Consider the following 13288-nt stretch of genomic DNA (forward strand, 5'->3'; position numbering starts at 1 on the left):
ATCCTGTGGCGCCTACGTCGGATCGTCCGACGTCACGGGGCGCCAGCCCATCTGCCGCCGACGCTGCACCTCCGGCATCAGCCAGCGGTACCGCGCCTTGTCGTCCTCGCTGGCGGTGCCGGCCGATATCGCCGCCAGCAGCGTTTCCAGCTCGCGCTGCAGCGGGTCTGCCAGCAGCTTGTGGATGGCCCCGTCGAATTCAAGTGTCGCCGACGCCTCTTCCATGTCTTCCCGCAGCACGGCGGCCCGGGCGTTGGCATAGACGTCGGCAAACGGCGTCTGCGCCAGTTGTTCGTTGAAGGCCGCGAAGTTCATCGTGCCCTGGATGCCGTCGCAGGCCGCCACCAGGTGCGCCAGCACCTCGGTTTCGGGCCGCTGGGGGTCCAGCAGCAGCGCGCGGGCATCGTCGTCCAGCCGGGCGGCCAGCGCCGGGTAGCTCATCAGTAGCTGAATCACCTGCTGCTCCAGCCCGGTCGGCGCCTGGCGCCGGGCGCGCGGGCGCGGCTGCGAGAACCGGCCGACGCGCGACGAATCGCTGCCCAGCCCGCACACCGCCTCAATTTCCGCCGGCGTCGTACCGGTAGCATCGGCAAGTTCGCGCACGATCTGTAGCCGCAGCCCGCCGGCCGGCATGGCCTGGAGCAGCGGCTTGGCCTCGAACTGGGCGCGGGCGCGGCCTTCCGGCTGGCGCAGGTCCTGTTCTTCGGTGACGATCTGGAGCAGGAAGCGCGACAGCGGCATCGCGTTCTGCACCTGTCGCGCGAAGGCATCGGTCCCTTCCTCGCGCACGTAGCTGTCCGGGTCGTGCTCGGCCGGCAGGAACAGGAAGCGGATGGTCTTGTTGTCGGCCACGTGGGGCAGGCAGGCTTCCAGCGCCCGGCGGGCAGCGCGCCGGCCCGCGGCGTCGCCATCGAACGAGAACACCACGGCGTCGGTCTGGCGCAGCAGCTTCTGGACGTGCACCGCCGTGCAGGCCGTGCCCAGCGTGGCCACGGCGTTGGCAAAGCCAAGCTGGGCCAGCGCCACCACGTCCATATAGCCTTCCACCACCAGCACGTAGCCGTTCTCGCGGATGGCGTGGCGGGCCTCGAACAGCCCGTACAGCTCCGTGCCCTTGCTGAACAGCGGGGTTTCGGGGGAATTCAGGTACTTCGGCTCGCCCTGGCCCATGACCCGGCCGCCAAAGCCGATCACATTGCCCTTGGTGTTGCGGATCGGGAACATGATCCGGTCGCGGAACCGGTCGTAGCGGCGCGGCTTGCCGTCGGCGTCGCGCTTGTCCTGCGATTCGATCAGCAGCCCGTTCTCGATCAGCGGCCCGGCCACCGCGTCGTCGCGGTAACTGCCGAACACGGCCTCCAGGCCCTGCCAGTCGTCCGGCGCGTAGCCGAGCCCGAAATGCGCGGCGATCTCGCCGGTCAGGCCGCGGCCCTTCAGGTACTGGATGGCCTGGGGCGCCCCGCGGAGCTGCTTCTTGTAGAAATCGGACGCCCGCGACATGGCGTCGCTCAGCGCCACGGACCGCGCCTGCTGCTCCGCGCGCTGGGCCGGCGGCAGGCTGTTGCGTTCCTCGGGCACGGACAGGCCCACCGACTGCGCCAGCTCGCGCACCGCATCGGGGTAGGACTGGCCGGAATACTCCATCAGGAAGCCGATGGCCGAGCCATGCGCGCCGCAGCCGAAGCAGTGGTAGAACTGCTTGGTCGGCGACACCGTGAACGACGGCGATTTCTCGTTATGGAACGGGCACAGGCCCATGAAATTGGCCCCGCCCTTCTTCAACTGCACGTACTTGCCCACCACGTCGACAATGTCCACGCGGTTGAGCAGGTCCTGAATGAAGGATTGCGGAATCACCCGACTGACCGTCCTGATGCCATGGCCTGCCGGACACGCCGGCGGCCGCTTTTCTGGAATGCGTGACCGGAACGTCGCCCGGCAGCTATCGAACCATTGTAGTGCAGCCGCAACGCCCTGCCGGCCTTTGCCGACATCGGCCGCCAAGTCCCGTCAACCTGGCGGCTACTTCGTCCATCTCGACTGCTAATCGTGCTTATCTCTGATGCCGCCGTCAATTACTTCGGTGCCAGCGCGGCCTTGACCAGGCCGGACACGGCGGTCATGTCGGCGCGGCCCGCCAGTCGGGCCTTGACCAGGCCCATGACCTTGCCCATGTCCTGCGGACCGGTGGCGCCGGCCTCTTCGACTGCCTTCTGCACCTCGGCGGCCACCTCGGCCTCGGACAGCTGCGCCGGCATGTAGGCGGCCAGCACGTCCAGCTCTGCCTTCTCCTTGGCCACCAGGTCGTCACGGCCGGCCTGTTCGAACTGGGAGATCGAGTCCTTGCGCTGCTTGATCATCTTGTCGATGACGGCCGTGACGGCGGCATCGTCCAGTTCCACGCGCTCGTCCACCTCGCGCTGCTTGATGGCGGCCAGCAGCAGGCGGATCGTGCCGAGGCGCTCGGCTTCGCGGGCGCGCATGGCGGCCTTCATGTCGTCGTTGATGCGGGCTTTGAGGGACATGGCAATCTTCCAAAAATTGAGGCTACTGGGACCATAACGCAAAAACCCGCCGGAGCCATGGCCCGCAGCGGGTACGTGCAGAGGCGAAGCCGCGCTCTGGCCGAAAACGAGGAAAAGCGAACGTGCCGGCGCGCCGCCAGCCTTTTGCGAGAGCGCCGATTGTAGCGCATGGGCCATCGCACTGCATATGGATGGCACGCCACGCCGGCGACTGTCCCGCCTAGGCCGCAGCGCCGCGCGCGGCCTCGGAAACCGCCTCGCCGGCCGCGACGGCCGACGCCCAGGCCCACTGGAAGTTGTACCCGCCCAGCCAGCCGGTCACGTCGACCACCTCGCCGATGAAATAGAGCCCAGGCACGTCGCGCGCCATCATCGTCGCCGACGACAGGCCGCGCGTATCCACCCCACCCAGCGTGACCTCGGCCTTCTTGTAGCCCTCGGTCCCGGATGGCACCAGCCGCCACCGGTTCAGCGCCTCCCCAAGCTGCCGGAGTGCCTTGTCCGGCATGTCGGCCACTGGCTGGCCGCCGGACAGCCCGGCCGCCGCGCACCAGGCATCGGCCAGCCGCGACGGCAGGCGCTCTCCCAGCAGGTTATTCAGGTGCTTGCGTGTACCCTTCTTGTGACCGATCAGCCACGCGGCGGCATCCTCGCCGTCGAACAGGTCGATCTCGATCGGCGTGCCGGGATGCCAGTAGCTCGATATCTGCAGCACGGCCGGGCCCGACAGGCCGCGGTGCGTCCAGAGCAGGTCTTCCTTGAACGCGCCGGCCGTCTTGCCGCTGCCCGTGGCGATATCGACCTCCATCGACACCCCCGCCAGCGGCACGAACGGCTGCCACGCCTGTCCGTCGAACGTCAGCGGCACCAGCGCCGGGCGCGTTTCCACGACCTTGAGTCCGAACTGGCGCGCGATGCGGTAGCCGAAATCGGTGGCGCCAATCTTCGGGATCGACAGGCCGCCCGTTGCCACCACCACCGCCCCGGCACGCACCGGGCCCTGCGTGGTCAGCAGCAGGTAGTCGTCGCCTTCCTTGCGGATCTCGTCGATAGTGCAACCGGTGCGCCAGTGCACGCCTCCGGCGTCACATTCGGCCCGCAGCAGCGCGATGATGTCCTCGGCGCTGCCGTTGCAGAAGAGCTGGCCGCGATGTTTCTCATGCCAGCCCACGTCGTAGCGGCGCAGCAGGCCCAGGAAGTCCTGCGGCGTATAGCGCGCCAGCGCCGAGCGGCAGTAGTGCGGGTTCGACGACAGGTAGTTGGCCGGCCCGGCCTGCAGGTTAGTGAAATTGCAGCGTCCGCCGCCCGAGATGCGGATCTTCTCGGCCAGCCGCGTGGCATGGTCGATCAGCGCCACGCGCGCGCCGCGCTGGCCCGCCACGGCGGCGCACATCATGCCTGCCGCGCCCGCGCCCAGCACCGCCACGTCGAACCGGTCGTTCCTGCCTTGTGTCATGTCGCCCCTTCAAGAAGCCGCGATTGTAGCGAAACGCGGGCGCCCGAGCGCGCGCTGCGCGGGTGTGCTACCCTGCTGGCCTTCCGTTTTTGCCGGCACGATCGCTGCAGTTGCAGCCCGAACCCAGCCGGCCGCACCACACAGCCATGCTTGTCCTCGGTATCGAATCCTCCTGCGACGAAACCGGGCTGGCCCTCTATGACACCGGGGCCGGCCTGCTGGCGCATGCGCTGCATTCCCAGATCGCCATGCACCGCGAATATGGCGGCGTGGTGCCGGAACTGGCGTCGCGCGACCATATCCGCCGCGTGCTGCCGCTGCTGCGGCAGGTGCTGGCCGACGCCGGGCGCCAGCGCCAGGACATCGACGCCATCGCCTATACGCAGGGCCCCGGGCTGGCCGGCGCGCTGCTGGTGGGGGCGTCGGTCGCCAACGCGCTGGGCTTTGCGCTGGACGTGCCGATGGTCGGCGTGCACCACCTGGAAGGCCACCTGCTGTCCCCGCTGCTGACCGACGCCCCGCCGCCGTTCCCGTTCGTGGCGCTGCTGGTGTCGGGCGGCCACACGCAGCTCATGGAGGTCAAGGGCGTGGGCGACTACACGCTGCTTGGCGAAACGCTCGACGACGCAGCCGGCGAGGCATTCGACAAGACCGCCAAGCTGCTCGGGCTCGGCTATCCGGGCGGGCCCGAAGTGTCGCGGCTGGCCGAATTCGGCAACCCGGGCGCGTTCGAACTGCCCCGGCCGATGCTCCATTCGGGCAATCTCGATTTCTCGTTCGCGGGGCTCAAGACGGCCGTGCTGACGCAAACCCGCAAGCTTGGCAACGCCTGCGAGCAGGACCGGGCCAACCTGGCGCGGTCGTTCGTCGATGCCATCGTCGACGTGCTGGCCGCCAAGTCGTTCAACGCGCTCAAGCAGACCGGCCACAAGCGGCTGGTGGTGGCCGGCGGCGTGGGCGCCAACCGCCAGTTGCGCGAGCGGCTCAACGAGATGGGCCGGCGCCGCAAGGTGGAAGTCTTCTATCCCGACCTGGCCTTCTGCACCGACAACGGCGCCATGATCGCCTTTGCCGGCGCCATGCGGCTGCAGGCCGCGCCGCAACTGGCACGCCATGGCTACGACTATGGCGTGACGCCGCGCTGGGACCTGTCCGATATCCGGCTGCCCGACGGCGCGGGCGTCCAGGCGTCGTAGGAAACCTCTAATCGGGGCGGCATCCCGACACAAGGCGGTCACAAGGCCGCCGAACAATTTGCGTTCTCCACATCACATAACGATAGAGGGACGCCAGATGGATCGCCGCCAGTTTCTGAAATGGGGAAGTTTCGTCACCGTGACGGTGGCCACCACGGGCCTGGCCGGCTGCGGTGGCGATGACCCCACCACGCCGCCCACCACCCCGGCCACCCCGCCCGCCACCGACCCCGGCAACACCTTCACGTTCCAGCAGGGCGTAGCGTCCGGCGACCCCCGGCCCGACAGCGTCATGCTCTGGACGCGCGTCACGGGCGGCAACGGCAGCCAGCCCGTCAACGTGCAGCTGCAGGTCTCCACGCAGGCCGACTTCGGCACGATGGTCGTCAACAGCACGCTGTCGGCGCTGCCGGACTGGGACTATACGATCCGCAACAAGGTGACCGGCCTTGCCGCCGGCACCACCTACTACTACCGCTTCGTCGCGGGCAGCCAGACCAGCCCGGTCGGCCGCACCCGCACCGCGCCGGCGGCCGGCACGCCGTTGTCGCAGCTCAGGTTCGCGTTCATCACGTGCCAGGACTGGAGCGTGAACCACTGGGCCGGCATGGAGGAACTGCTCGGCCAGGACCTCGACTTCGTGGTCCACATGGGCGACTACATCTACGAGACGGTCGGCGCGGCGTTCCAGACCGGCAAGGTCGAGGGCCGCCACGCCAGGCTGACGCTGCCGAACGGCACGGCGTCGGCCGACGGCACCTACGCGACGACCATCGACGACTACCGCTACCTGTACAAGGCATACCGCAGCGACCCGCGGCTGCAGGCGCTGCACGCGCGCTTTCCGGTCATCGGCATCTGGGACGACCACGAGTTTTCCGACGACTGCTGGCAGGACCACCAGACCTACACGGCCAGCGACGACCTGGACCCGCGCACCGCGCGCCGCCGCGCCGCCAGCCAGGCGTGGTTCGAATTCATGCCGGCCGACGTGAGCTTCGACCGGGCCGACCCGTCGTTCCGCAACATCCAGATCTACCGCGCGTTCACGTTCGGCAACCTGGCCACGCTGGTGATGACCGACGAGCGGCTGTACCGCGCGGACCACGTGATCCCCGAGCAGGCCGCCGGCAGCAGCATCGGCAGCCGCTACTTCGTGCCCAAGGCCACGCTGGCCGGGCTGGAGGCCAGCAAGGTGACGGCGGCGGGCGGCGCCCTGACGCCGGTGTCGATCCTTGGCGACACGCAGCGCGCCTGGTGGCAGCAGCAGATGGCTGGCGCGGCCACGACGTGGAAGCTGTGGGGCAACGAGGTGTCGCTGCTGCGCATGCAGATCGATGGCACGCAGGCCATCGCCGCGCTGCTGGCCGCCGGCCTGGTCAAGGCGAACGGCGCGCTGGCGCCGCTGCAGCCGGCCATGACGGCGGCGCTGGTGACCGACCTGACCACGGCCAAGGGCGACGGCACCTACCCGACGCCGGCCTATGCCGCGCTCAAGGCGCTGCTGCAGGCCAACGCCGGCATTCCGGGCGCCACCTTCGACGCGGCCATCCAGCCGGTGCTCAACGCGGCGCTGCCTTCCGTGGCGCTGCTGGACAAGTACATCCTCAATGCCGACCAGTGGGACGGCTACAACGCCGAGCGCAAGGCGCTGATGGCATTCCTGAAGAGCCAGAACATTGCCAACGTCGTGGCGCTGACCGGCGACATCCACGCGTTCTTCGCCGGCCCGGTCATGGACGACTACGACTCGGCCACGCCCGTGCCGGTGATGGTGGACCTGGTCACGGCCGGCCTGTCGAGCAATTCGTTCCAGAGCTATTTCAGGAGCGTGGTGGACAGCGACCCGGCCTTCCAGGCCGCCGCGCCGCTGATCTACACGACCGACGGCGCCGGCACGGTCACCAACACGTTCAACACCACGCTGACGACGTTCAACCCGTGGCTCAAGTACGTGAACACGGACGCCCAGGGCTACGCGGTGGTCACGCTGACCGCCACCAAGCTGAGCTGCAGCTTCCACAAGCTCAAGCCGCTGGTCGACGGCGCCGCCCCCGCGCAGCCGGCGACGGAAAGCGTGAAGGTGGTGGAAGTGGCCGCCGGGGTGCCGGCGGTGACGGTGGTCTGAGGAAGCTGTCGGACTGTGGATGGGCGCCCCTCTCCCGCACCGCGAGACAGGGGCGCCGGCTGGCGGTGATGACGATCACCCCACCCGCTTGTCCCGTTCGATCACGGCGTACGCGCTGTGGTTGTGGATCGACTCGAAGTTCTCGGCTTCGAGCGTGTAGGCCACGATCCGGTCGTCGGCGTTCAGCCGCATGGCGATGTCGCGCACCAGGTCCTCGACGAACTTCGGGTTCTCATAGGCGCGCTCGGTGACGAACTTCTCGTCGGGGCGCTTGAGCAGGCCCCACAGTTCGCACGACGCTTCTTCCTCGGCCATGCGGACCAGCGTTTCCACGTCCAGGTCGCCGGCCAGTTCCACCTGCATCGTGATGTGCGAGCGCTGGTTGTGCGCGCCGTACTGCGAGATCTTCTTCGAACACGGGCACAGGCTCGTCACCGGCACCAGCGCGGTCAGGAACAGCCGCGTCTGGCCGTCGCGGCGCTCGCCGGCCAGCGTCACCTCGTAGTCCAGCAGCGACTGCACGCCCGATACCGGCGCGATCTTGCTGATGAAGTACGGGAAGGTGACCTCGATGCGGCCGGCATCGGCCTCAAGCCGCACCAGCATGTCGTCGAGCAGCGCGCGGAAGCCGGCCAGGTCCAGCGGCGCGCGGTTGTCCTCCAGCAGCGCCACGAAGCGCGACATGTGGGTGCCCTTCTGGTCGGCCGGCAGCCGCACGTCCAGGTTGAACGTGCCGACGGTGCCGACCTGGCCGGCGGGCGTCTTCAGTGTCAGCGGATATCGCACGCCCTTCACCCCCACGCGCTGGATCACGATCTGGCGGGTATCGACGCTCGACTGCACGTCGGGCATGACAAAGGCGGGATGGATGTCATTCATCTACGGTTTCCTCCAGGACGCCGCCAGGGGGTGGCGGCCATCCTTACGGTCGCGGCGTTTTCGCAGGATTTCTCCACGCCGCGCAACGAGTGTGAAACGGCGGGTCCAGGCGTCATGCTGTCGGCGCCTGCCCGCAGTTGCGAACACGAAAATGGGAACCGCGATTCTACGCAAGATTGGAAGCCGCTGCCGATGCGCCGCCCCATTCCGCGTATTTCGTGCAGCGAATGGGCGGGCGATGCAGCGTCCTGCCATGTGCCGGTGCCCAAAAGCAAAGCGGCGCGGAAGATCCGCGCCGCCGGGGCCGTGCCAGGTGCCGGGTGCCGGGCGTCAGGCGACGCGCGTGGCCACCTTCACCGGCTGGTCGGCCAGTCCAAAGCGCTCGCGCACCGAGCGTTCGATGCCCGCCGCGTCCAGCCCGCACTGCGACAGCAGGAACGCCGGATCGCCATGGTCGATGAACCGGTCGGGCAGGCCCAGCACCAGCGTCGGCACCTCGATGCCGGCCTCGGCCAGTGCTTCCAGCACGGCGCTGCCGGCGCCGCCCATCGTCGCGCCCTCTTCCACGGTCACCAGGTAGTCATGGTCGGCGGCAAGCTGGCGCACCAGGTCCACGTCCAGCGGCTTGACGAAGCGCATGTTGGCCACGGTGGCGTCCAGCGCGTCGGCCGCGGCCAGCGACGGGTGCAGCATCGACCCGAACGCCAGGATTGCCACGCGCTGGCCGGCACGGGCCTGGCCGGTGCGGCGGATCTCGCCCTTGCCCACCGGCAGCGCGGTCAGCGCGGCCTCGGTGGCCACGCCCACGCCGGCGCCGCGCGGATAGCGCACGGCGGTCGGGCAATCCTGCTGGAACGCGGTGGTCAGCAGCTGGCGGCACTCGTTCTCGTCAGACGGCGTCATGACCATCATGTTCGGGATGCAGCGCAGGTACGGGATGTCGTAGGCGCCGGCGTGCGTGGCGCCGTCGGCGCCGACCAGGCCGGCACGGTCCAGCGCGAAGACCACGGGCAGGTTCTGCAGCGCCACGTCGTGGATGAGCTGGTCATAGCCGCGCTGCAGGAAGGTCGAGTAAATAGCCACCACGGGCTTCAGGCCCTCGCAGGCCAGGCCGCCGGCAAACGTCACCGCGTGCTGCTCGGCGATGCCGACGTCGTAGTAGCGGTCCGGAAAGCGCTTCTCGAACTCGACCATGCCCGAGCCCTCGCGCATGGCCGGCGTGACGCCGATCAGGCGCGGGTCGGCGGCGGCCATGTCGCACAGCCAGTCGCCGAACACCTGCGTGTACGTCTTGCGCGACGGCTTGGCCGCCGGGCGGATGCCTTCGGCCGGGTTGAACTTGCCCGGGCCGTGGTAGAGGATCGGGTCGGCCTCGGCCAGCTTGTAGCCCTGGCCCTTCTTGGTCACCACATGCAGGAACTGCGGGCCGTGGCCTTCCAGCGCGCGCTGGCGGATGTTCTGCAGCGTCGGGACCAGCGATTGCAGGTCGTGGCCGTCGATCGGGCCGATGTAGTCGAAGCCGAATTCCTCGAACAGCGTGGCCGGCACGACCATGCCCTTGGCATGTTCTTCCAGGCGCTTGGCGAACTCCAGCACCGGCGGCGCCACGGACAGCACCTTCTCGATGCCCTTCTTGGTCGCCGCGTAGAACTGGCCCGACAGCAGGCGGGCCAGGTGCTTGTTCAGCATGCCCACCGGCGGCGAGATCGACATGTCGTTGTCGTTGAGCACCACCAGCAGCGGCAGGTCCTTGTAGACGCCGGCGTTGTTCATGGCCTCGAACGCCATGCCGGCCGTCATCGCGCCGTCGCCGATCACGGCGATGCCCACGCGCTTCTGGCCCATCGTGCGCGCGCCCAGCGCCATGCCCAGCGCGGCCGAGATCGACGTGGACGAGTGCGCGGTGCCGAACGTGTCGTACTCGCTTTCCGAGCGGCGCGGGAAGCCCGAGATGCCGCCGTACTGGCGCAGCGTCGACATGCGGTCGCGGCGGCCGGTCAGGATCTTGTGGGGGTAGCTCTGGTGGCCCACGTCCCAGACGATGCGGTCGCTGGGGGTGTCGAACACGTAGTGCAGCGCGATGGTCAGCTCCACCGTGCCGAGGTTGGACGACAGGTGGCCGCCGGTCTGCGAGACCGATTCGAGCACGTAGGCGCGAAGTTCGTCGGCAAGCGTGCCGAGCTGGCGGCGGTCCAGCTTGCGCAGGTCCGCGGGGTCGTCGATGTTGTTGAGCAGCGTGTAGGTCATGGTGTCCGTTCGGCCGCCGGATTCTCGGTGTCCGGCTTGTCAGTTCAGTTCGAGCGCAGCACGATCAGGTCGGCCAGTTCGGCCAGCCGGCCGGCGCGTGCGCCAAATCCCGCCAGCGCCTCGTGGGCGTCGGTGCGAAGCTGGGCGGCCAGCTCGCGTGCGGCATCCAGACCAAGCAGCGACACGTAGGTCGGCTTGTCGTTGGCGGCATCCTTCCCGGCGGTCTTGCCGAGCGTCGCCGTGTCGGCGGTCACGTCGAGAATATCGTCCACGACCTGGAACGCCAATCCCACGGCCGCCGCATACCGGTCCAGCGCGGCCAGCCCGGCCGCGTCGATGCTGCCGCACAGGGCGCCCATGCGCACGCTGGCGCGCAGCAGCGCACCGGTCTTCATGCGGTGCATGCCTTCCAGCGCGTCGCGGGTCATGGACTGGCCCACGTTCTGCAGGTCGATCGCCTGCCCGCCGCACATGCCCACCGACCCGGACGCCGTGGCCAGCTCGGCCACCAGCTTCAGCCGCGCCTCGGCGCCCAGCGCGGGCGTCTGCGCCAGCACCATGAACGCCTGCGTCTGCAGCGCATCGCCCACCAGCAGTGCCGTGGCTTCGTCGTAGGCCTTGTGAACCGTCGGCCGGCCGCGGCGCAGGTCGTCGTCGTCCATGCACGGCATGTCGTCGTGGACCAGCGAGTAGGCGTGGATCATCTCGACGGCGCAGGCGGCCGCGTCGCAAGCCTCGGATGGCGCATCCGCCACCTCGCCCGCGGCGTGGACCAGCAGCGGGCGCACCCGCTTGCCACCGCCGAGGACAGCATAGCGCATGGCTTCATGCAAGGTGTGGGGAATTGTGTCCGTGGACGGGAGGGCCGCGTCCAGGGCAGCCTCGGTCCGGGCGCCCTGCGCCCGCATCCAGGTAGCGAAATCACTCATTCGAAGTCTGCGCCGTTATTGTTGTCGGGACGGGATTCGCCGGCCAGCGGCTTCAGGGCGTCGCCTTCCAGTACCTTGACCTGCTGGGCCACGCGCTCCAGGCTCTGCTGGCAGAAGCGGACGAGTTCGGCGCCCCGGCGGTAAGCGGCCAGCGACGCCTCCAGCGGCAGCTCGCCGCTTTCCATGCTCGCCACCAGCGTTTCCAGCTCGGCCATCGCGGCCTCGTAGGAAGCCGGCGGCACGCTGGCGGACGGCGTATCGTCGGGCTGGACCGGGGCGGTCGTCGTTCTTGGCATGTCGGGCCTTGTTCAGGGGAATTCGGGATTTTACGCCAAACCAGGGCCGGGCCGCAGAACAGTGTTATCCACAGGGCGGATGGCCGGCGTGCGGATACGCCACATAACCGGTGCCCGTGACAGGGAAGTGACGTGTGCGCCCGGGTCGTCTTTCCGAATGCGCCCGAAGGGGCACCTCCGTGACGACCCGGGTCGACTTTTTCGCTAAAAAGTCAAAAAAATCAGTCCCTTAATTTTTGGGCTCGGGTACAATCCCCGGCTCGTCGGCGAGTTCAGATCCGTTGCGTCCAGGACGCATTTTTCTCTGCCTCAGGGCGGGGAACCGGCTCCGGTTTCGCTCGTCTGACACGGTTTCCCAAATCGATTCCTATTTCGATGGTTGGGTTGTTCACTGCTTTCGCCTGTCATAGGGAGTGGGGATAATGTCCAATCTCAGCACCGCGCTCAAGCTCGCGCCGGCTGATTCGCAGTTGCCCGTCGACGTCTATTTCGATGAGGCGCTGCATCAACAAGAACTCGAACTGCTGTTCCGCAAGGGCCCGGGCTACGTCGGCCACGCGCTGATGGTGCCGGAGACCGGCGACTTCCAGACGCTGGCCGCCGAGGACGAGGGCCGCATGCTGGTGCGCAACCCGGACGGCATCGAACTGCTCTCCAACGTCTGCCGCCACCGCCAGGCCATCATGATGAACGGCCGCGGCAACGCCAAGAACATCGTCTGCCCGCTGCACCGCTGGACCTACGACCTGCAGGGCGAACTGCTGGGCGCGCCGCATTTTGCCGAGCAGCCCTGCGTGCGCCTGAACCGGTCGCCGCTGCAGAACTGGAACGGCATGCTGTTCGAGGGCCAGCGCGACGTCCGCGCCGACCTGGCGCGCATGGGCGTGGCCGAGGACCTGAATTTCGACGGGTACATGCTCGACCACGTGGAAGTCCACGAGTGCAACTACAACTGGAAGACCTTCATCGAGGTCTATCTGGAGGACTACCACGTCGTGCCGTTCCACCCGGGGCTGGGCAGCTTCGTGTCGTGCGACGACCTGAAGTGGGAGTTCGGCGAGCAGTACAGCGTGCAGACCGTGGGCCTGCACAAGGGCCTGCAGCGCCCGGGCAGCCAGACGTACCAGAAGTGGCACGGCGAAGTGTTGCGCTTCAACAACGGCAAGCTGCCCAAGCACGGCGCGATCTGGCTGACTTACTACCCCAACATCATGGTGGAGTGGTACCCGAACGTGCTCTGCATCTCCACGCTGCACCCGCTGGGCCCGCGCAAGACGCGCAACGTCGTGGAGTTCTACTACCCCGAGGAAATCGTGCTGTTCGAGCGCGAGTTCGTCGAGGCCGAGCGCGCCGCCTATATGGAGACGTGCATCGAGGACGACGAGATCGCCGAGCGCATGGACGCCGGCCGCCTGGCGCTGATGAAGCGCGGCATCAGCGAGACCGGCCCGTACCAGTCGCCGATGGAAGACGGCATGCAGCACTTCCACGAGTGGTACCGGCGCGCGATGGACTACAACAAGCGCTGAGCCGCCGCAATGACGGGCACCAGCCGCCCGCCCTCGCTGTGGACGACGAGAAACGGACCGTGAAAACGGTCCGTTTTGCATTGGAGCGGCCGGCAAAGCACTG

10 protein-coding genes are annotated in these 13288 nt (G+C 68.2%); 3 read left to right on the forward strand and 7 right to left on the reverse strand.

Translation table 11 applies throughout. The annotated features are described in order from the left end of the window. Positions 1–12 precede the first annotated feature (12 nt). The 3 genes from dnaG to QTN24_RS01775 form a co-directional block, all read right to left on the reverse strand. Positions 13–1857 carry a DNA primase gene (dnaG, locus tag QTN24_RS01765; RefSeq protein WP_124683602.1) on the reverse strand — a complete coding sequence of 615 codons (1845 nt, stop codon included), beginning with the start codon at positions 1855–1857 and terminating at the stop codon, positions 13–15. A gap of 218 nt (positions 1858–2075) precedes the next feature. Then, positions 2076–2525, reverse strand: coding sequence for a GatB/YqeY domain-containing protein (locus QTN24_RS01770; RefSeq protein ID WP_124683601.1), 450 nt, complete (start codon positions 2523–2525; stop codon positions 2076–2078). Positions 2526–2745: 220 nt separating this feature from the next. Beyond that, positions 2746–3981 (reverse strand): NAD(P)/FAD-dependent oxidoreductase, encoded by a 1236-nt coding sequence (locus QTN24_RS01775; RefSeq protein ID WP_313835124.1) that lies wholly within the window; start codon positions 3979–3981, stop codon positions 2746–2748. A gap of 146 nt (positions 3982–4127) precedes the next feature. Here QTN24_RS01775 and tsaD point away from each other — a divergent pair, with 146 nt between their 5' ends. Continuing rightward, positions 4128–5177 (forward strand): tRNA (adenosine(37)-N6)-threonylcarbamoyltransferase complex transferase subunit TsaD, encoded by a 1050-nt coding sequence (gene tsaD / locus QTN24_RS01780; protein ID WP_313835125.1) that lies wholly within the window; start codon positions 4128–4130, stop codon positions 5175–5177. A gap of 97 nt (positions 5178–5274) precedes the next feature. After that, positions 5275–7305 (forward strand): alkaline phosphatase D family protein, encoded by a 2031-nt coding sequence (locus tag QTN24_RS01785; RefSeq protein WP_313835126.1) that lies wholly within the window; start codon positions 5275–5277, stop codon positions 7303–7305. 75 nt (positions 7306–7380) lie between these two features. Here the strand turns inward: QTN24_RS01785 and folE2 are convergent, their stop codons facing one another. The 4 genes from folE2 to QTN24_RS01805 form a co-directional block, all read right to left on the reverse strand. Continuing rightward, positions 7381–8184, reverse strand: coding sequence for a GTP cyclohydrolase FolE2 (folE2, locus tag QTN24_RS01790; protein WP_313835127.1), 804 nt, complete (start codon positions 8182–8184; stop codon positions 7381–7383). Between the two features lie 330 nt (positions 8185–8514). After that, positions 8515–10431 carry a 1-deoxy-D-xylulose-5-phosphate synthase gene (gene dxs, locus QTN24_RS01795; RefSeq protein ID WP_313835128.1) on the reverse strand — a complete coding sequence of 639 codons (1917 nt, stop codon included), beginning with the start codon at positions 10429–10431 and terminating at the stop codon, positions 8515–8517. A gap of 44 nt (positions 10432–10475) precedes the next feature. Further along, the gene (locus tag QTN24_RS01800; protein ID WP_313835129.1) at positions 10476–11360 is read right to left on the reverse strand and encodes a farnesyl diphosphate synthase; all 885 of its coding nucleotides are present in this window, start codon (positions 11358–11360) and stop codon (positions 10476–10478) included. Then, positions 11357–11656: an exodeoxyribonuclease VII small subunit gene (locus tag QTN24_RS01805; RefSeq protein ID WP_124683594.1), complete on the reverse strand. Its 300-nt coding sequence runs from the start codon at positions 11654–11656 to the stop codon at positions 11357–11359. Before QTN24_RS01805 ends, QTN24_RS01800 begins: the two co-directional genes overlap by 4 nt. Before the next feature lie 422 nt (positions 11657–12078). On the opposite strand from QTN24_RS01805, the gene QTN24_RS01810 reads away from it, so the two are divergent. After that, positions 12079–13185, forward strand: coding sequence for an aromatic ring-hydroxylating dioxygenase subunit alpha (locus QTN24_RS01810; protein WP_313835130.1), 1107 nt, complete (start codon positions 12079–12081; stop codon positions 13183–13185). The last annotated feature ends 103 nt before the right edge of the window (positions 13186–13288 follow it).

The sequence above is a fragment of the Cupriavidus sp. SZY C1 genome (genome assembly GCF_032190535.1).
GTDB classification, from domain to species: Bacteria; Pseudomonadota; Gammaproteobacteria; order Burkholderiales; family Burkholderiaceae; genus Cupriavidus; species Cupriavidus pauculus_C.

Bases quoted from the DNA above. Each gene is read 5' to 3' on its own strand.
- QTN24_RS01805 (WP_124683594.1), bottom strand. From the start codon at position 11,656: ATGCCAAGAACGACGACCGCCCCGGTCCAGCCCGACGATACGCCGTCC.
- folE2 (WP_313835127.1), bottom strand. From the start codon at position 8,184: ATGAATGACATCCATCCCGCCTTTGTCATGCCCGACGTGCAGTCGAGC.
- dxs (WP_313835128.1), bottom strand. From the start codon at position 10,431: ATGACCTACACGCTGCTCAACAACATCGACGACCCCGCGGACCTGCGC.
- QTN24_RS01800 (WP_313835129.1), bottom strand. From the start codon at position 11,360: ATGAGTGATTTCGCTACCTGGATGCGGGCGCAGGGCGCCCGGACCGAG.
- QTN24_RS01775 (WP_313835124.1), bottom strand. From the start codon at position 3,981: ATGACACAAGGCAGGAACGACCGGTTCGACGTGGCGGTGCTGGGCGCG.
- tsaD (WP_313835125.1), top strand. From the start codon at position 4,128: ATGCTTGTCCTCGGTATCGAATCCTCCTGCGACGAAACCGGGCTGGCC.
- QTN24_RS01770 (WP_124683601.1), bottom strand. From the start codon at position 2,525: ATGTCCCTCAAAGCCCGCATCAACGACGACATGAAGGCCGCCATGCGC.
- QTN24_RS01785 (WP_313835126.1), top strand. From the start codon at position 5,275: ATGGATCGCCGCCAGTTTCTGAAATGGGGAAGTTTCGTCACCGTGACG.
- QTN24_RS01810 (WP_313835130.1), top strand. From the start codon at position 12,079: ATGTCCAATCTCAGCACCGCGCTCAAGCTCGCGCCGGCTGATTCGCAG.